The 19,208-nt window shown below is 62.1% G+C and carries 19 protein-coding genes and 4 pseudogenes; 9 read left to right on the forward strand and 14 right to left on the reverse strand.

Annotation, left to right across the window (positions count from 1 at the left end):
• Positions 1 to 312: 312 nt before the first annotated feature.
• Positions 313 to 495, forward strand: coding sequence for a hypothetical protein (locus ABIB95_RS23740; protein ID WP_354121877.1), 183 nt, complete (start codon positions 313 to 315; stop codon positions 493 to 495).
• Positions 496 to 711: 216 nt separating this feature from the next.
• Entirely contained in the window at positions 712 to 969 is a 258-nt protein-coding gene (locus ABIB95_RS23745; RefSeq protein WP_502917528.1) for a response regulator transcription factor, read from the forward strand.
• Between the two features lie 311 nt (positions 970 to 1,280).
• Here the strand turns inward: ABIB95_RS23745 and ABIB95_RS23750 are convergent, their stop codons facing one another.
• Positions 1,281 to 2,162: a helix-turn-helix transcriptional regulator gene (locus ABIB95_RS23750; protein WP_354121876.1), complete on the reverse strand. Its 882-nt coding sequence runs from the start codon at positions 2,160 to 2,162 to the stop codon at positions 1,281 to 1,283.
• Between the two features lie 74 nt (positions 2,163 to 2,236).
• Between ABIB95_RS23750 and ABIB95_RS23755 the strand changes: the two genes are divergently transcribed.
• Positions 2,237 to 2,773, forward strand: coding sequence for a peroxiredoxin-like family protein (locus ABIB95_RS23755; RefSeq protein ID WP_354242557.1), 537 nt, complete (start codon positions 2,237 to 2,239; stop codon positions 2,771 to 2,773).
• 64 nt (positions 2,774 to 2,837) lie between these two features.
• Here ABIB95_RS23755 and ABIB95_RS23760 read toward each other — a convergent pair whose 3' ends face one another.
• The 6 genes and pseudogenes from ABIB95_RS23760 to ABIB95_RS23785 form a co-directional block, all read right to left on the reverse strand.
• Positions 2,838 to 4,049: an MFS transporter gene (locus tag ABIB95_RS23760; RefSeq protein ID WP_354242560.1), complete on the reverse strand. Its 1,212-nt coding sequence runs from the start codon at positions 4,047 to 4,049 to the stop codon at positions 2,838 to 2,840.
• A gap of 112 nt (positions 4,050 to 4,161) precedes the next feature.
• Positions 4,162 to 4,644, reverse strand: coding sequence for a cupin domain-containing protein (locus ABIB95_RS23765; protein ID WP_354242563.1), 483 nt, complete (start codon positions 4,642 to 4,644; stop codon positions 4,162 to 4,164).
• 50 nt (positions 4,645 to 4,694) lie between these two features.
• A complete protein-coding gene (locus tag ABIB95_RS23770; protein WP_354242743.1) occupies positions 4,695 to 4,877 on the reverse strand; it encodes a hypothetical protein in 183 nt (60 codons plus the stop codon).
• Positions 4,874 to 5,011: pseudogene (locus tag ABIB95_RS23775) on the reverse strand (hypothetical protein); the annotation flags it as partial. The pseudogene ABIB95_RS23775 and the gene ABIB95_RS23770, both read right to left, overlap by 4 nt.
• A 206-nt stretch (positions 5,012 to 5,217) precedes the next feature.
• Positions 5,218 to 5,778, reverse strand: a pseudogene (locus tag ABIB95_RS23780) (FAD-dependent oxidoreductase); the annotation flags it as partial.
• Positions 5,779 to 6,177: 399 nt separating this feature from the next.
• A complete protein-coding gene (locus ABIB95_RS23785) occupies positions 6,178 to 6,672 on the reverse strand; it encodes a DUF302 domain-containing protein (RefSeq protein WP_354121871.1) in 495 nt (164 codons plus the stop codon).
• 228 nt (positions 6,673 to 6,900) lie between these two features.
• On the opposite strand from ABIB95_RS23785, the gene ABIB95_RS23790 reads away from it, so the two are divergent.
• Positions 6,901 to 7,182, forward strand: a complete 282-nt coding sequence (locus ABIB95_RS23790; protein ID WP_354121870.1) for a hypothetical protein — start codon at positions 6,901 to 6,903, stop codon at positions 7,180 to 7,182.
• An 84-nt stretch (positions 7,183 to 7,266) separates the two neighbouring features.
• On the forward strand, positions 7,267 to 7,983 hold the full coding sequence (locus tag ABIB95_RS23795; protein ID WP_354242566.1) for a peroxiredoxin-like family protein: 717 nt from the start codon (positions 7,267 to 7,269) through the stop codon (positions 7,981 to 7,983).
• Positions 7,984 to 8,025: 42 nt separating this feature from the next.
• Here ABIB95_RS23795 and ABIB95_RS23800 read toward each other — a convergent pair whose 3' ends face one another.
• Positions 8,026 to 8,913, reverse strand: coding sequence for a LysR family transcriptional regulator (locus tag ABIB95_RS23800; RefSeq protein ID WP_354242569.1), 888 nt, complete (start codon positions 8,911 to 8,913; stop codon positions 8,026 to 8,028).
• Positions 8,914 to 9,104: 191 nt separating this feature from the next.
• Here ABIB95_RS23800 and ABIB95_RS23805 point away from each other — a divergent pair, with 191 nt between their 5' ends.
• The 3 genes and pseudogenes from ABIB95_RS23805 to ABIB95_RS23815 all read left to right on the forward strand — a co-directional run bounded on the left by ABIB95_RS23805 (position 9,105) and on the right by ABIB95_RS23815 (position 11,496).
• Positions 9,105 to 9,929, forward strand: a complete 825-nt coding sequence (locus tag ABIB95_RS23805; RefSeq protein ID WP_354242572.1) for a 3-hydroxybutyrate dehydrogenase — start codon at positions 9,105 to 9,107, stop codon at positions 9,927 to 9,929.
• Positions 9,930 to 9,997: 68 nt separating this feature from the next.
• Positions 9,998 to 11,149, forward strand: a complete 1,152-nt coding sequence (locus ABIB95_RS23810) for a patatin-like phospholipase family protein (RefSeq protein WP_354242575.1) — start codon at positions 9,998 to 10,000, stop codon at positions 11,147 to 11,149.
• Between the two features lie 106 nt (positions 11,150 to 11,255).
• Positions 11,256 to 11,496: pseudogene (locus ABIB95_RS23815) on the forward strand (DUF2798 domain-containing protein).
• Positions 11,497 to 11,576: 80 nt separating this feature from the next.
• Here ABIB95_RS23815 and ABIB95_RS23820 read toward each other — a convergent pair.
• Genes ABIB95_RS23820 through ABIB95_RS23835 form a run of 4 tightly spaced genes read right to left on the reverse strand, consistent with a single transcriptional unit; the run spans position 11,577 to position 14,120 of the window.
• The gene (locus tag ABIB95_RS23820) at positions 11,577 to 12,095 is read right to left on the reverse strand and encodes a DoxX family protein (RefSeq protein ID WP_354121864.1); all 519 of its coding nucleotides are present in this window, start codon (positions 12,093 to 12,095) and stop codon (positions 11,577 to 11,579) included.
• Positions 12,092 to 12,874: an HvfC/BufC N-terminal domain-containing protein gene (locus ABIB95_RS23825; protein WP_354121863.1), complete on the reverse strand. Its 783-nt coding sequence runs from the start codon at positions 12,872 to 12,874 to the stop codon at positions 12,092 to 12,094. Before ABIB95_RS23825 ends, ABIB95_RS23820 begins: the two co-directional genes overlap by 4 nt.
• Complete coding sequence (bufB, locus tag ABIB95_RS23830) at positions 12,864 to 13,772, reverse strand: MNIO family bufferin maturase (RefSeq protein ID WP_354121862.1); 909 nt, start codon at positions 13,770 to 13,772, stop codon at positions 12,864 to 12,866. Before bufB ends, ABIB95_RS23825 begins: the two co-directional genes overlap by 11 nt.
• A gap of 42 nt (positions 13,773 to 13,814) precedes the next feature.
• Complete coding sequence (locus tag ABIB95_RS23835; RefSeq protein ID WP_354121861.1) at positions 13,815 to 14,120, reverse strand: BufA1 family periplasmic bufferin-type metallophore; 306 nt, start codon at positions 14,118 to 14,120, stop codon at positions 13,815 to 13,817.
• A 320-nt stretch (positions 14,121 to 14,440) separates the two neighbouring features.
• On the opposite strand from ABIB95_RS23835, the gene ABIB95_RS23840 reads away from it, so the two are divergent.
• Positions 14,441 to 16,552: an adenylate/guanylate cyclase domain-containing protein gene (locus tag ABIB95_RS23840; protein WP_354121860.1), complete on the forward strand. Its 2,112-nt coding sequence runs from the start codon at positions 14,441 to 14,443 to the stop codon at positions 16,550 to 16,552.
• A 265-nt stretch (positions 16,553 to 16,817) separates the two neighbouring features.
• Here ABIB95_RS23840 and ABIB95_RS23845 read toward each other — a convergent pair whose 3' ends face one another.
• Positions 16,818 to 17,681: an NmrA family NAD(P)-binding protein gene (locus ABIB95_RS23845; protein WP_354121859.1), complete on the reverse strand. Its 864-nt coding sequence runs from the start codon at positions 17,679 to 17,681 to the stop codon at positions 16,818 to 16,820.
• A gap of 158 nt (positions 17,682 to 17,839) precedes the next feature.
• Positions 17,840 to 18,651: pseudogene (locus ABIB95_RS23850) on the reverse strand (alpha/beta fold hydrolase).
• Between the last annotated feature and the right edge of the window lie 557 nt (positions 18,652 to 19,208).

Genomic DNA, 19,208 nt, shown 5'->3' on the forward strand with positions numbered 1-19,208 from the left:
ACAACAATCGCTTCGATCCGCTTGGCGTTGCGGGGCCTCCTTCGGCGCCGATTCACACAAAGCATGCGTCCGTCGCGCCGGAGCATGATCCGGCCGCGGCCGGATGGCTCGCGCATCTCGCTTGTGGTTATCAGCCGCGGATTGGATCGTCGGAAATAGGACGCTGCGCCGTTTTTCGACATCCCTCGATCGCGAGGGACTGCTATTGGCGCATAACTACCAGGGACTTAGTGGAAAGGAACTAGGTTTCTTTGTCGACGTTAGTACTGCGACCCAACCATACAGAGACATCAAGCAACGCAGGGGACAGCCATGGACCAGGTGGTGAGCGATGATGCGCGCGATAATGAGCGACGGGAACAAATTGCTTCAGCATTGAGCGGCGGCGTTATTCTTGCCGATGCCGATGGACAGATCGTTTGGATGGACGAGAAAACACGCCGCCGTGTGAACGGCGAACTGCAGGAATCTGGTCCTGCCGCTCCAAAAGTCTGATTCGATAGCGATCGACTGCTTCGTGGAGGCTGCCAGTTTGACGATTAATGGCGAGCCGTCCGTTGTCTGCGTGATTCAGGAAACCAAGGAGGCCGACCGTGACCTGTTGGCGGCGTTCGAAGCGGTTTTGGCCGATACCTCATCGTTTACTCGCAATGTCATCGACAAGCTCAGAGGTCTCCGCCAGACGGCTCAAAGAACCATACATCTCAAGACCTGGACTTTCTCAGCGAGCGGGAGCGCGAGGTCCTTGCCCTGATATGTCAGGGAAAGAGCGATATCGACATGAGCGAACATCTGAAACTGTCGGAAAATACCGTACGAAATCACGTCGCATCGCTCTATCGGAAGATTGGCGTCAACCGTCGCAGCGCTGCGATCATATGGGCGCGTGAGCGCGGCATCACGGCGGATGCACTGGGCGCCAAACGACGCAGCCGCCACCCGCTCGATTTCCGGGATCAGGAAAGATGATGCGCTACTAGGAGCTTGGTATTTTTCGCTCTCTTGCGCCGCAATGGAACCTATTGTTTCCTGCATCACTCATCGTGTCATTTCGATGAGGCTTTCCGTCCCCCGAACCGCCGCGGGGGACGGTGCCGCAAGAACGGGCGCCGTGAGAATCCCTGCGGCGTTGTGGACGAGGTATGTTGGGGCCAATGGGAACGTTAGCGAATTTACCTCTCCAGTGCGCTGGGCATTCGCGCTACCGAAGTAGAGCGTGCTATCCGGCCGGATAAGATGGACCGCCGGCTGGGAGAAGCTCGCGGGCTCTTCCACGCCGATCAAGGTCCTTCTGCGCCTGGCGCGCTCGAATCGGGCCGACGTAGACTCACCGATCTGGCGCCAATCGACCACCCTTCCGCACTTGGGCCGGCACTGCCGATGTCCTGCTGCGCACCTCGCGTAGACATCGGAGAATGGCCAAACATCCTGGAATAGGCCCGCGAGAAGGCGGCGGCACTCCCAAAACCCACACGACGAGCCACCGATTTCACGTGCCCGCCGCGCATAAGTTGCCGCTGGCCGAGCGTGAGGCGCCAGGCGTTCAGATAGGCGGCGGGCGTCGTGCCTAGGACTTTAGGAAAGAGCTCCATGAACCGGCTGCGCGACATGCCGGCGATTTCGGCCAACTGCTCGACGCTCCAAGGTTTCGCCGGCTCGTCGTGTATCGCGACGATTGCCTTGTGCAGGGAGGGATGCGAAAGGCCGGCAAGGAGACCCGGGTTCGTCGCGGCCGTGTCGATCGCTTCCCGCAGCACCAAGAGCACGATCAATTCGCAGAGCCGCTTCAGGGCGACCCGCCGCCCGCAGCGATTGCCCTGTCCCTCGGTAACGAAGGCCTCGACCAAGGCCTGCAAGGCTGGGCGCCCGTCGAGGTCGACATCGACCGTTTCAGGCAGGGCATTCACCAGAGGGTTCGTTGTTCCTCCGAAGTCGACCGCCGCGGCGACGAGCAGGTCGGGATCGGCGAGGGTGTCGCCTCGCGAATGGAAGAGCACCCGCTCCGCCACGCCAGCCTCGCCGGCCACGACAAGGTTGGCTGTCGCGCCCGGTGCTTCGGTCGAAACCACGACCACCGACAGGTCGAAGGTCTCGAAGAAAGCGGCGAGCCGGTCGCGTTTCGCGGCAATTGGACTTTCAATCATGTTTTCTGGATATTTCATATCTTAAAATCTGGCAGAAAGAGCTCGTTGTCGCAAGAGGCCAGGAGATGGCCCCCTCGCAAAAAGGACCTCTTATGCTGATCCCCCGCCAGAAGGCTCCCGAACTTTCCGTCGAAACGCTCGACGGTGGCCTCTTCGATCTCGCCAACGAGGCGCCACAGCGCTTCACGCTCGTCTGCTTCTACCGCGGCCTGCACTGTCCGATCTGCGCCAACTATCTCAAGGAGCTGGAACGCCATTCTCCAGCCTTCGCTGAGCGCGGCGTGAGCACGATTGCGATCAGCTCCGACAACGAGGAGCGGGCGCGGGCAATGGCCGAGAAGGTGAGTGCCTCGAAGCTTCGCTTCGGGTATGGACTTAGCCTTGCCAGGGCACGCGAATGGGGCCTCTACATTTCCGCCTCGTGCGGCAAGACCTCAATTGGTATCGACGAGCCGGCGCTCTTCTCCGAACCCGGCGTCTTCCTGATCCGACCCGACCAGACCATCTACTATCTCTCGGTGCAGTCGATGCCCTTTGTGCGGCCGAACTTCGGCGAGATGGTTCAGGCGTTCGACTTCATCATCAAGAACGACTATCCGGCGCGCGGCGAATATATCGGCGCTGTATGAGAATGCCGAACGTCGGGCTCGCTGGGCTGCCGCAACTTGCCGCTCTAAATCGCCCAAGCCCGTGTCAGCGCAATTTCGGTTTCAACGCCAGCGTGAGCACAGCGGCTAGAGCAAGAGACGCTCCAACGCCGATCACGCAAGCGGTCCATCCCAGTGAGTCAAAGAGCCGGCCTAGAACCGCGGTACCGACAAGCCCCCCAAGGAAGTAGCAGGCGAGATAAGTGCCGCTGGCAATTCCCCGGCTCTCGCTGGCGGCCTGGCCGACGAATCCGGTCGCTGCGGCCTGCGCAAAGAACGTTCCGACGCCGACCAGTACCATTCCAGTCAGAACTTGAGACAGATGCGACGTCAGCATCAGAGGGAGGCCAATCACGGCAACGCCGAGGGCGGCCCAGATCGTTGGGCGAGTCCCGAGCCACGCGACGGCCTTTCCTGCGAGCAGCGTGGTGAAAATCGACGGCAGAAACACGAAGTAAACAAGGCCCAGGTCCATCATGCCGACCGATAGTGGTGGCCGTACCAAAACGAAGTTCACGAATGTGAAAGTACCGATGAAAGCAAACAGGATGCAAAAGCCGAGACCGTAGGCTGCGCGTAGCCGAGGATTTCGCCAATGCGCGAGCATGGCGCCAAGTGGCGAGTCGATTGCCGTCATCGCCTGCATTGGCTGCACGCGATGTATGGAGAAGTAGACCAAGGCAGCGCCGGCGAGATTCAGGGTCGCGAAGAAATAGAAGTTCCAGGCCAGGCCCAGACTGTCGGCAACTGCGGCGGAGACCAGCCGGCCAATGAGATTGCTGGCAACGTTGCCGGTGATGTAGGCGGCAAACGCGCCGCCGGCGTCCATAGCACTGCACTGCTCACCAAGGTACGCAAACGTCAAGGTAAATGCGGAAGCCATGCACAGACCCTGCGTTACGCGCAGTATCGTGAAGACGGTGATATTAGGCGCGATCGCAAGCAGGCTTGTGGGGATCGCGAGTAGCGTCAGGCTGAGAAGGATGCCGAGTCTTCGGTCAATGTGCGGGCTGAAGAAGCCGACGACGAGACCTGCGATTGCCATTCCGAATGTGCTGGCATTGACTGCAAATCCCATTTCCGCCGGGGTCACGCCGTAGTGGCGCGTCAGGGAAGGGAGGATCGCTTGCGTTGCGAACAGATCGACGACGGTCAGGAATGCGGTCAGTCCGATCACGAGGTAGCGAACCACGAGGCCTGACGAATGCTCCTGCATCTTGATCGCAACCGACTTCATGCGGGCGGACATTTCGGTCATTGCGCGACCTCTCATAGGGCTTCAAAGGAGGATGTGACGCCCGGCGTGCGGGGCGGCACGGGGGATCCCGGGTCATCACATCCGGTAACGAGGCTGGGGCTGGGAGCGCTCGTTACATGTTGTGGTCGCGCGGATCCTTGCGGACGTCGCCGACATAGAGAATGACGGTCTCCTTGCCGAGGTTCTTCCACCAGTGCGAGGTGCCGAAGACCTCAGGGCGGAGATCGCCGGCCTTGTGCACGATCGGGTCGATGCAGTTGGAGGCGTATTCGACGATCTCGCCCTGCTGCACGAAGATCAAAGCCGGGCGATCGTCATGGCTGTGCCAGGGCACGATGCCGCCAGGCTCGATGGTCAGCTTGCGGAGGCGCAGCTCGCGGCCCTCGATGTGCGCAGGCTGCTTGCCAAGGTCTATCGAGCCGAGCGTGACGTCGGTGACGCCGACCGGCTTGTAGTCGACCATCGGCTGCGCGTTCGGCTTGACCTTGCCGGCCGGGCACTCGCCCGCGAGCACGGGCTGCATGGTGAGCGTGAGCGCGCCGATGAGGGCAAGGCCAGGCCAGACAACGCGCGCTAATTCGAAGTTCTTGAACATAGGGAGGTCTCCTCTGTTGGCCGTAACCTCACTGGTCGCCGGCTATGAGATCAGCTTCGCCGAAGTTGAGCGTTCCTTGAAATGCCGTGTGTCTTTCGAAACGATAGCGAGCCGCTATGCGTGCCCAGCATGTGCTTGATGTCGGCCGAAAACGTCGGATAGGCGTAGACGTTGTCGCGCAGTTGCTTTGCGGTGATGCCGACCTTGATGGCGAGAGTGAAGACGTTGATCAGCTCCTGGCCGGCATGGCCGACGAAAAATGCGCGCCGAGGATGCGATCTGTGGCGCGATCGACGATCACTTTCGACCAGGCGACGGTCTCGGCATATGATCGCGACGAGAACCAGTCGCGCATGTCGTTGACGTGAACGTCGACTGCATAGCCAGTCTGCCGCGCCGCTTCCTCGGTGAGGCCGACGGCGGCGGCGCCGGCACGGTGTAGACCGACGTCGCCATGCCCGCGTAGTCGGGCGTGTGTTTCGGTCCGTCGACGATGTTGCGGCCGACTATGTCGCCTTCATAGGTTGCAATCGGCGACAGTTGCGGCGAGATCGGCATGGCATCGCCGCAGACGTGGACTCGAGGGTTCGAGGTCGAGCGCAGGTGTCGATCGATGGCGATCCGGCCGTTTACGTGCTCGACCTGACCTCTCGCCAGATCGAGTGAGTCGACATTGGCGATCCGGCCGGCGCCGTTGACAACACGATCGGCTTCGAATGACTGTTCGATACCACCATGGGTGAAGACCACCCGAAGCCAACCGCCGGCCGCCTCGATCCGCTGGACGGCGACGCCGGTCCTGATCTTGATGCCGATCCGCTCACTCTCCGCCTGCAGTTGCGCGACCGCATCAAGGTCCATCGCCGGGGGGAGCTGCGGCAGCGCCTCGAGAACCGCCGCGGCACCGGCGCGTGCAAAGACATGACCGAATTCCAACGAGATCACGCCGCCGCCGATGAAGACCACGGATGCCGGCAGCTCGTGATCGCTCAGCATCTCGTCCGAGGTGATCATGTGCTCGGCGCCAGGAATTGGCAGCGATCGCGGCTTGGATCCGGTGGCGATCACGACATGCCGGGCCTCGAGCACGCGATCGCCCGACGCGGATTGCGTTGGAGGCGACGACGGCGCCATGGCCCCCGATCACGTCGACGTTCCGGCGCGCCATCGCGCGGGCGAGGTTCGTAGGAATATCCTTGATCATCGCCTTCTCACGGTCGATCAGCGCGGCCCAATCAAGCCAGGGTTTACCGACCGTGATGTCATGAGCGGACGCGCGTTCGATGTCGTGCAGGGCCTGACCTGCCGCGTTCAGAATCTTCTTGGGTGTCAGCCACGGTTAGGGCGAGTGCCGCCAAGATCGCGAGGCTCAATCATCGCGACCGAAAGGCCGGCGTTGCCGCCGCCCAGGATCACCACGTCGAATGTCTCGCTGGTCATAGGACGGGTCTCCAATGCCGAATGAGAGCGTCGCTTGGGCGACCGGGCCGCGCTTTCGATGCGGTCCGACGCCGGGGCATTCTTCGCTGCGTGCTACTTGGTTGTGATGGTGGAGGTGATGGACTTGACCACCATGGTCGCCATCTTGAACTGCGCTTCGCGATTCCCGATGTTGTGCCGCTTGGCGATCCAATCGAAATCGGTCCATACGGCCCAGACGTCGCCATTGTCGTCTTGCGTGAGCAGCAGGCGAACCGGCCAGTCCAGCCCCGCGTTGGGGTTAGCGGTGATGAATTGAGTACCGAGCGGCGGATTGCCGAAGATGAGCAGGGTGGAAGGCCGGAGCTTGATGCCGGCGTCAGCGGCAAGTTTCGACTGATCGACCTCCAGGAAGAACTTGATGCCCTTGGCGGCAATGTCCGACTTGATGCGGTTGATCGCTTCCGACATTGGTACCGCGCTCTTCAGGCGGACGATGCCATCATCGCTGTCGGCCCGCGCGACGGATGTCGCTGCCGAAAACAAGAGGAACAACAGCAGAAGCGAGGTCGCGAAATTTGTAAGACGTGAGGTGATGAGACGATTCATGGCGTTTCCTCCTCTAAATGGGCCGCTTGGGATTGCGTGCAGGATGGGCGCCGACTTCAAGGAGGTGAAATGCCGTCTGGCTCTTGAGGCGATAGCCCCACGCTATCGCGTGCGCGATAGGCAGCGGCTATCAAACCGATTGGGCATCGGCATTTCCGTTCCTCTGTGAACGGGCATTCGATGGCAGAGCGCCCGATCAGCGGGCGTTCATGTCAGGAGGAACATCCAATGACGAAGCTGCCCAAGAGCCTCATCGCCGCCGGCGCATTTGTGATCGCCACAGCCGCATTCGCGCAGACGCCGTGGGAGTTCAAGTCCGGTATGGCCTATCTCTATGATGGGCCGGGCAAAATGTCGGCCATGGCCTTGGCCTCAACTGAGAAGAACCACGAGTCCATGATGAAGCACGCGAAGAAGGTGCCCGAGAATACGGTGTTCTTCATGGACAACGGCTCGCTTTACTACACCTCCGGCAGGCTCGATCCGACCGGCAATTTTTACGTGAACTGACTATAGCGCCTCGCGCGATGGTCGCCCCTTGCGGGGCGGCCGAAATGCGAAATAATAGGTCCAACTCCTGTGCCGGAGCGGAAGATGACGTCCCTTTCACCAGTCGATGCCGAACGGCTCAAGCTTGCCTTCCAGCGCTGCCGTGACATGGAGGGAACGCTGAACGAGCGGCTTCGAGCCTATGCCGATGCCGGGCGCGAGATCTTTCCGGCCTATGGCGAGGCGGTCGATCGCCTAGTGGCAAGACTTACCGAGAACGGCGGCGGCGAGGATGCGCCGCGTCCGGGCGAGGTGATGCCGCCCTTCATGTTGCCCGACCACAAGGGGCGGCTGGTCACGCTGCCGTCGCTGCTCGCGCGCGGCCCGGTGGCGGTCATGTTCTTTCGCGGCCATTGGTGCCCTTTTTGCCGGCTGAACGTGCGCGCGGTGATCCAGGCGCAAGACCGCATCAGGGCGATGGGCGCGCACATCGTTGCCATCATGCCGGAGACGCAGGAATTCACCGGAACTTTCAAGGCGGATTCCGGCGCGCCGTTCCCGGTGCTGACCGATCTCGACAACGGCTATGCACTGTCCCTTAACCTTGCAATCTGGCTGGGAACCGAGATCCAGCGGCTGTTGTCCTATCAGGACATGGCGCGCTTTCACGGCAATGATGGCTGGATGTTGCCGATCCCGGCGGTGTTCGTCGTCGGTCGCGACGGCCTCGTGAAAGCACGCTTCGTCGATCCCGACTTCCGCAAGCGTATGGAGATCGATGATCTGCTCAAGGCGCTGGAGCAGGCGAGCAGGGAGCATTGATCTTCACCTCGCCCCGCTTGCGGGGAGAGGAGTCGGTAAGCGCTATCCCGCAATCTCGCGCCAGTCCGCGCCGCGCAGCATGCGCATCACGGCTGATGCGACGGCGGTGCGCTGGCGGCCGGCGACGCCGTAGAGATTGACGGTGCGGCGGGCGTCCAGTCCTGCAACCGCAGCCCGCTTCAGGCTCGCCGGCACCGGCGAGGTGTGCGGTACCATAGCGACGCCGATGTCGGCCTCGACCAGCTCGATTAGATCGCGCTCCGAGGAAATCTCGTGGCTGTGATCGACGTCGATGCCGTGCTCGCGCAGGCTCGCCGAGATGCGCTTGGCATGCTCGCAATAATTCCGGCTGAGCAACTGCTCCGAGCGCAGATCGTCGAATTCGATATTGCTGTGTGCTGCCAGCCGATGGCCCTTGCTGACGACGAGCTCAAAATCCTCGGTGAACAGCGGCCAGACATCGAGCCGCTCCCAGGCCTCATCGATCTCGGCGGCGATGCCGAGCTCGGCCTCGCCCTTCTTCAAGTATTCAGCGACCTCGCGGCCCGAGCCACGCAGGAAGCCGAATTCGAGCCGGTTGAACTGGCGCTTGATCTGGTTGAGATGGGGAATGAGCAGCGCCAGATCGATCGAATGCGTCAGCGCGACGCGCAGCGCGCCGATTTCGCCGCTTTTGAACGAGGAGGCCAGCGACCGGGCACCGGCCGCGGCCTCGTAGCATTGCTTCAGGAGCGGATGCATGCGTTGGCCGAGCTCGGTCAGCTGCGCCGCCGGCCGCTCCCGGCGGAACAGGTCGCCGCCGAGCTCCGCCTCGAGCTGCTTGATGGCGCGCGTCAGCGAGGGCTGCGTCACATTGCACTCCTCGGCGGCGCGGGTGAAATTCAAGAGTTGCGCCACCGCGAGGAAATAGCGGACCTGGTGCATTTCCATGGATTGGCTCCCGGCAAGATCGACCCGGAATCTACCCGATAGGGGCCGCGAATGACATCCCAACCGCAATAGCGTCCACGTATGGTTTCGGAAGCCAACCGGCATTTCCGTTTGAGCAGGCGATCCCTCAGAGTTTGCGAAAGTCAGAGGTCGGTCATCAGGCCGGCCATCGCCAACGGAGGGTTTCGGCCATGGACATTCCCCTCAAACCGCAGACGTCTCAGTCCTTACGGGCACTTGCCGGCAGGGTCGCTCTGGTTACGGGCTCGACCAGCGGCATCGGGCTCGGTATCGCGCGGGCGCTGGCCGCGGCCGGCGCCGACGTCGTGCTGAACGGCCTTGGCGTTCTCGCCGAAATCGGGAAGGTACGCGAGCAGATCGCCGCCGAGTTCGGCGTCAAGGCGAGCTTTTCGCCGGCGGATATGGCCAGGCCGAACTCGATCGCCGAGATGATCGCCGCCACCGTCGCACAATCCGGCCGGCTCGATATTCTCGTCAATAATGCAGGCATCCAGCACGTCGCGCCGCTCGAGCAATTCCCTGTCGAGAAATGGGACCAGATCCTCGCGATCAACCTGTCGTCGGCCTTCCACACCACGCGGCTGGCGCTACCGGCAATGCGCCAGAACCGTTTTGGGCGGATCATCAACATCGGCTCAGCTCACGGCCTCGTCGGTTCGCCCTTCAAGGCGGCCTATGTTGCGGCTAAGCACGGCATCGTCGGCCTCACCAAGGTCACGGCGCTGGAGACGGCCGAAGAAGGCATCACCTGCAACGCGATCTGCCCTGGCTATGTCTACACACCGCTGGTGGAAGCGCAGATCGACGGCCAGGCCAAGGCGCACGGCATTTCCCGCAATCAGGTGATCCGCGACGTGCTGCTCACGCAGCAACCCAACAAGCGCTTTGCCACGGTGGAAGAGCTCGGCGCGCTCACCGTGTTCCTATCGACCGAGGCTGCGGCCTCAATCACCGGAACCGCGCTGCCGGTCGATGGCGGCTGGACCGCGCATTGATGGGCACGCGTAACAAATCGCAGCGATTTGCGAATATTCGACAGCTGCAAGCTCACCGGGAGCAGAACATGAACGGCATGCAAGGCAATACGCAGAGCATCAGGTCAACGGACCTGCCGGGCCAGGTCGTGCTGGTGCTGCAAGGCGGCGGCGCGCTCGGCTCTTACCAGGCCGGCGTCTACCAAGCGCTGCACGAAGCCCTAATCGAGCCGGACTGGATCATCGGCACCTCGATCGGCGCGATCAACGCCAGTCTGATCGCCGGCAATGAGCCACAGGCCCGGCTCGCACGGCTCAAAGAATTCTGGAAGCGGATGGAGCAGAATCCGATCTGGAATCTGCGCACCGCCTTTCCGGGCTTCAACGAGAAGCTCGCCTACTGGTCGACCGTCACCAACGGCATTCCTGGCTTCTTCCGGCCCAACCCGCTGGCGCATGCCGGTGATTCCTATCCGCTCGGCGCCGATCACGCGGGCTTCTATTCGACCGTTCCGCTGGAGAAGACGCTGCGCGAGCTCGTCGACTTCAGCCTGGTCAATCGCTGCACGCCGCGGCTCACCGTCGGCGCCGCGCATGTGCGCACCAGCCAGATGCGCTATTTCGACAGCCGTGATGGCGAACTGACGGTGAAGCATGTGATGGCGTCCGGCGCGTTGCCGCCGGCTTTCCCGGCGGTGCGGATCGACGGCGAGTTCTACTGGGACGGCGGCATTCTCTCGAACACGCCGACGGAGGCCGTGTTCGACGACAACCCGCGCCAGAACTCGCTGATCTTCGCGGTGCACTTGTGGAATCCCGTCGGCGCCGAGCCGACCACGATGGCGGAGGTGCTGAACCGGCACAAGGACGTGCAATATTCCAGCCGGATTGCGAGCCAGATCGCGCGCCAGCAGCAGGCGCATCGCCTGCGCCACGTCATCAATCAGTTGGCCGCGCGACTTCCCGAAAGCGAGCGCAGCAACCCGGCAGTGCGCGAGTTGATGAGCTACGGTTGCCCGACCCGCATGCATGTAGTGCGGCTTCTCGCGCCGCAGCTCGATCACGAGACCCACACCAAGGACATCGACTTCAGCCCGTCCGGCATCATGCGGCGCTGGGACGCCGGCTATGCTCACACCAGGTCTGTGCTCGAACGCAAGCCGTGGGTCGGCGAATTCGACCCCCTGTCAGGCGTGGTGTTGCATGAGCACATGGAAGAGATGCCGATGGCGGCGGAGTGATCGCACAGCCGGTTCAGCTGTTCGAAGTCGGAGGCTGGTTGAACCTATTGAAATTGCAAGTGAGAAAAGTAGCATAGCCTCCCACCGCATCAGGTCTGGGCCACCTATGTTTGCTATTCCGCGGCGCTATAGCCATTTCGTTTTTTGGAGTCATCCAGTCTGGATTGACTTGCTTCATTGCCGCAGGGATCGCGAGCAATCCATCGATTGCAACCGGTCATTTCCTTTGGAATTGGTTCGCCTCGTGGCTGATTTCGTGGGCAGCGATGTCGCCGGTGGTTCTGCTCGCCGCGCCCGCAATAAGGTCGCTATCGCTCGCTCTGACGCGGGACGAGCCTGCGAGCTAAGTGAAACTGGGTCGCCGCTATTCCACTGCGAGACCGATGCGCAGATCCGACCTTGGCCCGCGCACCTACGGATTCAATTTTTAAGCGCGCGATTTATCCGGCAAGACCATAAGTTTGCCCACCAAGTGATCGAGCGAGACACGCCCCGGTCCGTAAGCCATGATGGCGAGCGCCATGGCCGCCCAGGTGATGTGAACTGGCCAGCCGTCGGGCACGGTGAGCTCGACGATGACGGTCATGAGCAGCAGTCCGAGCGCCGCGAACCGCGTGCCGAGGCCGAGGACCAGCAGGATCGGAAACAGGATTTCGCCACATCCCGACACGAACGCCATCACCGTCGGCGTCGGGTAATGATAGGGGCCGCCCGGAAGATGCAGCATGAACTCGTCGCTGAACAAAGTCACGGCGGTATTGCTCAGCTTGAGGAAGCCGTCCCATTTGAGAATGCCGGAGCGCCAGAACGGCACCGCCAGCGCCACGCGCAGCACGAGCTGGACGATCGACGGGGCGGCGATCGTCTGGACCAGGTGACTGGCCTTCTCGGCGAAGTGCCCGAGCGATGGCTGGCCGCTGCCCGCCGCGATGCGTTGTTCCGTCATCGTGCGTCTCCGGAAGTCACCGAGGTGAAGGCGCCGGCCTCGATCAGGCCGGCGATGTTGGTGGCAAGGTCGAAAGCCGGGAAATCCTCCAGCGCCGCCGCGGCAGCTTCGCCGAGAGGGCGTCCCGACGTCAGGCAGGCCAGGAAGATCGCGCCGCCAGGCGGAAACCGTCGCACCGTGACGTCGAAGTCCGGTCGCGTGATCAACGCGTCTTCCGGCGTCGCGGCGTCGATGGTGCCTGCGGGTTCCGTCCCGCGGTTGGCGGAAAAGATCGTCACCGCTGCGGAAGACGAGCGTATGATCCGCGTCGCCGGGTGCGTCGTGAAGACGAGATCGGCCAATTGGTCCGGCGCGACTTTGGACAAAGGGATCGGGGAAAACGCCGCGGCGTCGGCGGCGTGATAGGCATCGAGCCAGGCCCGTTCGATCCGGGCGACGTCGGCGAGCCAGGGCAACGATTGCGCGTATTCGTAGCGTTCGATGAAGGCCGGAAAATCACGACCGTATTCGAACAGAAGCGGTGATGTCGGCGGTGTCTCGCGGATGTGGAAGCGCGCCATGGCGCGGAAGAAATCGGCCCCGGTGATGCGCTGCACCGCCGGATAGGTCGCGGCGAGCGCGTCGATCAGGCTGACCGTGACATTGTTGCGGTAGACGTTGTAGCGCTTGGCCGCCGCCTTGCCGTTCGGCCCGGTGACGACGGATGGCACCTCGTGCGCAGGATCGAGCAGCGCCGGCGCGAAGGCGGCCGCATAAGAGGCGTGCTGCTCAAGCGGCATGGCGATCCCCCACGGTATCGCAGCAATCGAGGATTGCCTGGGCTGCCTCCGCCTCGGCTTTCAAGATCGGCCAGTCCGGGATCTTGCTGTCCCACTCGATCAGCGTCGGAATGGGGCCGCAGCGCGCGATGACGATTTCGAACAGCTTCCATACGGCGTCCGCAACCGGACCGTCATGGCTGTCGATCAGCAGCACGTCGCCTTCGTCGTCGCTCTGCTCGGCATGGCCGGCGAGATGAATCTCGCCGACGCGCGCAAGCGGGAAGTCGGCGAGATATTGCAAGGCCGAAAAGCCGTGATTGGTCGCGGAGACGAAGACGTTGTTGATATCGAGCAAAAGGCCGCACCCGGTGCGCTGTGCGACGCTGCGGATGAAATCGGTCTCGCTCATGGTCGAAGCGCGAAACGCGACATAAGTCGACGGGTTCTCCAGCAGGATCGGTCGCCGGATCACCTCCTGCACCTCGTCGATATGATCGCAGACGCGATCGAGCGTCGCTTGTGTGTAAGGTAGGGGCAGAAGATCGTTGAAATAGCTGGTCTCATGCGTCGACCACGCCAGATGTTCGGACACCAGCGCCGGCTGATAGCGTGCGACAAGACCGCGGAAGCGCGCCAGATGCGCGCGGTCGAGCGGCTCTGGCCCTCCGATCGACATGCAGACGCCGTGCACCGAGACTGGATGATCGCGGCGCAGGCGTTCCAGCGTTCGATGCGGCGGACCGCCCGCGCCCATATAGTTCTCGGCATGGACTTCGAAGAAGCCGCGCTGCGGACCCTCGCCGATAATTGCGCCGAGATGCTCGTGCTTGAAGCTCGTCCCGGCGACGCCGCCGAGGGGCAAGGAAAAGCGGAGGGGAATAGTCGCAGACGCCCGAGCCTTGATCGCCGCGTTCATGTCGCTCCCTCCGCTGTTGTGGTGATGTGTTGAATTGCCGTGTCAAACCGGCTTCAGCGAACCCTTCTTGCCGCCCGGCAGTTCGATACTAGTGCAGGTGCCGCCCTGGACGAATTTCCACGCGTTGCCCTGGAAATCGACCGTCGAGGTGCCCTGACAGGTCGTGCCCGGTCCCGCCGCGCAGTCATTCTGGCCTTTCAGCGCGACGCCAAAGCACTTCTCCTTCTTGGCGGCGACGGCCGCATCGGCCTCCGCCTTGGTCAGGGGGGCGGCGGAGGCCAGTGTCGCGAGCGCGGTGGAGACGGCGCCGGCGAGGACGAGCGAACTGATGGTGGTTTTGGCAGACATGAGAATTCTCCTCTCGGGGTTGCTTCGCCTCGACAGGCGAAGGCGCATGGCCTCATTCGTTCCCGCTGCAGCCTTCGTTACCGGGTCAGCCGCTCACGAGTCTGTGAGACCGTTGCGCGCCGCGCACGACAGGGTGCGCTTGGGGCGGATTAGCGGGGAAGCGGCCGGACAAGGCCAATGCCTTATCCCTATCGAGACGTTAGCCAGCGGGCATTGGAGGGGGCTTCGGGCATTTGCGAGATGTAACGAACGGGCGCGCACCGCGTATAGCCATACCAGTTGGCGTCGCCATCGCCCCAGCTTGCGGAGTGGAAACAACAATGATGGCCAGTCCCGGACGACGATATGGCCCCAACCCGCTTCAACCGGTCGCCAAGCGGCTCACGGTCAGCATCCGACTTGCGGTCTCGGCGCTGGTCTTGACCGCGATCCTGCTGACCGCGGCACTGTCCAGCCTGTTGTGGTGGCGGACCGCGGAGGCGACCAGCCGGCAGTTGGCCTCGACCATCAACGCGCAGATCGTGGCCGCCGTCCGCAAGGAGGTCTCCGCGATCGTCGACGAGGCGCGTGCCGCCCACACCGCCATTCGCACGCTGTTCCTGCAAAACGTGCTCGACACCCGCGAGGCGGACAAGCGCGAATTCGTGTTCCTGTCGCAATTGCAGTCGCAAGCGACGATCTCCTGGGTCGCCTTCGGCTGGCCCGACGGCGCGTTCTTCGCCGCTCACAAGCTCGGCGACCGCCGCATGGAAATGATGGAGATCTCGCTGACCGATCATCCCGGCCAGCGCCGGATCGACGAATATGACGTGGTACCGGGCGATATCGAATTCGCCAACCGCCGTTTCGAGCCGACCGATTTTCGCGTCGCCGAACGGACCTGGTTCAAGACCGGTCTCAAGGCGGAGGAGCCGGAGTGGTTCAAAGTCGCCGATCACCCGATCGGAGAGCGGCCGTCGATTGCGTATGCCGGGCCGATCGACGTCTACCAGGAGCGTCAGGGTGTGCTTGCAGTCATCATCGAATACACGAGGCTCGCGCGTTTTCTGTCGCAGCTCGAGGTCGGCCATACCGGAACCGCATTCATCTTCGATGGCGCCGGCGAGCTCGTGGCGGCGCCGGACAAGGACGCCGACGAATTGCATCCCACGCGTGGCGAGCAGAAGCTGCTGCCGCTGGCACAGATGGCGCTGGCAAAAGCCGGCGCCGAGGGCCGCAAGGAGGCCTGGCGAAGCCGGCTTACCTCAGGCGGCGCAGCCTATGAAGTCGCGCTCACGCCGTTGCCGTTTCCCGGCTGGCGGCTTGCAACCGTCATTCCAGAGGCCGAGTTTCTCGGACCAGTCGAGACGACGCTGCGACGATTGATCATCGGCCTTGCCGTGGGCGCGGTATTCGCGGCGTTGGCTTCGGCGGTGCTGGCACGTACGGTGATTGCAGCACCCCTGTCCCGCGTCGTTGGCGAGATCCGCCACGTCGAGACCTTTGCGCTGGAGCTGGTCCGCCGGCATCCCTCGCGGCTCAAGGAGATCGCGAGCCTGTCCGGGGCCATTGCTGAGATGGCTGCGGGGCTGTCCGCCTTCCGCAAATTCATCCCGGCCGATCTCGTCCGCGGGCTGTTGCGCCAGGGCGTCGAGGCAAAGCCCGGCGGCGCCATTCAGGAGCTGAGCGTGATGTTCATCGACATCGCCGGCTTTACCGGCCTGTCCGAACGCATGGGCGATCGCGTCGTGCCGCTGTTGTCCCGCTATCTCGATCTCGCCTCGGAGGCCATCGTCGCTAATGGCGGCACCATCGACAAGTTCATCGGCGATGCCGTGATGGCGTTCTGGGGCGCGCCGCAGCCGCAGCCCGATCACGCGCTACTGTGCTGTAGCGGGGCGCTGGCCTGCCGCCAGGCGATCGAGGACTCCGGCTTGGTCGATGACCAGGGCAAGCCGCTCCAGATCCGGATCGGTATCAATTCCGGCCGCATGCTGGTCGGCAATATCGGCTCAGAGCTGCGCCTGAACTACACCGTCATCGGCGATGCCGTGAATGTCGCGAGCCGGCTCGAGAGCGCCAACAAGAGCTACGGTACGCAAATCCTGATCGGCGAAGAGACCGAACGCCTGGCGCGCGGCGCGATCATCACCCGCGAAATCGACAGCATCGCGGTCTATGGACGGGAAGAGGGGCTAGCCGTTTACGAACTGGTTGATCTTTCAGAGGAACGCGAAGCGAGCCGCCGCGCATCCTGGATAGCACACTATGAGCGAGGGCTCGCGAAATATCGAGATCGGGACCTGACTGGCGCGATAGTTGAATTCGAGGCTGTACTGCGGGACCGACAGCAAGATCAACCTGCCGAGGTGCTGCTAGAACGCTGTAGGCAGTTGCAACGGAGGGATGCACCCAAAGACTGGCAACCGATTGCGGTGTTGAAGTCAAAATAGTACTTGCGCGTCGTGGCGGTGGCGGTCAGATTCGAACCTTCCAAATCTGCTTTCGGTGTAGAGGCTACATTCGCCGAACTGACCAAGCCACTCGACACTTCCATACGCTGCTGCCTATCGCGAGAAACGTTTCCCAACGTTCCCGAGCCAGGGCACAAGACGCCTTAGACGCAAATCGCAACCTGGAGCGAATGTCGGTATCGGTGGTTGGCCTCCCCGCAACCACGCTCCAATGCGACGACGTACTCCGGTTACGGCGTCGTGATTATTCAGCCGCGCTCGAAGGCGCGACCGGTGCGAACGCATACGCGTTCTTCTGCACGAACTCTCGAACGCTCATCGGGGGTATGCCGGTCAGCCCTTCGACATCCTTGCTGAACCGATCGTACCTGTTGTCCCGATGGAGTTGGGCCATTGTCACGACGTGCGAGATAACATGAGGTGGTATCTCGAAGGCGGCAAGTTGGTCCTTCATCATCTCGGGCGGAACGTCAACATACGAAATCGTACGGCCAAGCGCGGCCGAGAACTCGCGTGCGACCGCGTCCAAGTCCTGCGAAACATGGCCGGTCAGGTGATAGGTCTTGCCGATATGCTCTGTGGGATCGCTCAAAATTTCAGCGATCACTCGAGCGACATCGAAGGCGGCAATCGCTGAGTTCTTTCCCTTTCCCAAGGGCGCCATAATCTTATTCTGCATGGTAACGCCCGTGACGCTTTGAAGGAAAAGTCCTTCCATGAACGCAGTTGGTCTTACCTCCACTACTGGAAGCCCGGACCAGGACAATATCTGCTCCGCCAACCAATGCTGCTTTTGTTGGGGCTGGCGGACGTGTTGAAGATGTCCATCTCGTTGACGGTCATCTGGGAGAGATTGACGAATGCCTTCGCGCCATGGTGCTTTGCAACGCCAGCGACGTTGGCAGCGGCTTCGAGATAGCTCGGCGAGACCGACATCCCGAAGAAGACGTTCGCACCCCTCGATCGCCCGATGTGCTGCCGTAAGATCGAGCAGATCGCCGACCACGACCTCGGCGCCTAGATCCCGCAGTGTGGCGGCCCGCTCGTCGTCAACCCGAACCTGTGCCCGTACCCGGACTCCGTGAGCGAGAAGCAGCTCTGTCACCATACGGCCCACCGAGCCGATCCGCCCCGCCGCCCCCGGTCACGAGGATCGGAAGTTCTTGCTGTGTCGCGTTCATCTTCGCCTCGCATTGGAATGCACATGCATTGCCGCACCACGAAGCCTCAAAGCCGCGGGTCGATCGGGAATATGACGTCGCCCCGTCATCCTTTGAGGAAAGCCAACAGATCTGCGTTCACTTGGTCCGCGTGGGTGACGCACATGCCATGCGGAGCGCCAGCATATTCCTTCAAGCTTGCGTTTGGCAGAATTTTCACCGAGCGCCGGGAGGCAATGTCGATAGGAACGATCTGATCGTCATCGCCCTGCAGGAGCAGGGTTGGGATGGTCATCTTCTTGAGATCATCCGTAAAATCGGTCTCGGAGAAGGCCTTGATGCAGTCGTACTCGCCCTGGAGGCTTCCCATCATGCCCTGAAGCCAAGAAGAATCGATCTGGCCCTGCGAAATCTTCGCGTTGGGGCGGTTATAGCCAAAGAACGGAATCGCCAGTTCTTTGAAAAACCCAGCCCGATCGGCTACCAGGCTCGCGCGGAGGCCGTCGAAGACACTCATAGGCGCTGTCGCGGGTGTCTGCACCATGTGCGGAGGCACCGCGGAGATCAGAACCGCTTTCGACAGACGCGACGTGCCGTGACGGCCGACATAACGGGCGACCTCGCCACCGCCGGTCGAATGACCGACCATCGTCGCGCCCTTGATGTCAAGTGTTTCAAGGAGGCCGCGAGATCATCGGCGTAGGTATCCATATCGTTGCCGGTCCATGTCTGGTCCGATCGGCCATGGCTGCGGCGGTCATGGGCGATGACGCGATAGCCGTTGTTCTGCAGGAACAGCATCTGGGCGTCCCAGGCATCGGCGGTGAGCGGCCAGCCATGGGAGAAGGTCATGACCGGACCGGCGCTCCAGTCCTTGTAGTAAATCGTCGTGCCGTCTTTCATCGTTACCGTCGACATGTGATCAGATCCTTTGTGAGAAGCGTGGTGGGCGGCTGGTTTGGCATCGCTCGCCGTCTTGGCGAGCGTCACCTTCGGGAGGCCGAGAGCCGCCACAACACCGCCACCAGCGAGGAGCAGATGGCGTCGTGAGGTCGCGGAATTGATGGGTGCACTGGTCGTCATGTCGACTCCCCGGTTAAGGACTCTGCTGAGGGTGGCCAACCAGCACGTTGAAGTCCTCCGTGCTCATCCAGTAGCAAAACGGGCTCTCCCGTTCGCCTCACACACGACATGCCTGCAGATTGATCTTCTAAGCTGACAACGTCGTTCCTCGTCAAAATTCGGGCAACGCCGATCGACTGATTATCGAGAAACAGCTTCGATGCTGCCGCATAGTTGTTTTCGTTTACGAGATCACGGAATCGCAAAGCATTAGGGAGTATTCGAAAGCCGCAAGCTTCTCCCATGGCTTTGAATGTCGTTTCTGCTGCCAGGCCAGTTGCCGAGGTTGAGGCCATGGCGGCGACCGCGATCCATCTGGAGTAAGAAAGCATGCCAAATACCTCGCTGCGTTG

It is taken from the genome of Bradyrhizobium sp. LA2.1 (assembly GCF_040547725.1).
Lineage (GTDB): Bacteria > Pseudomonadota > Alphaproteobacteria > Rhizobiales > Xanthobacteraceae > Bradyrhizobium > Bradyrhizobium barranii.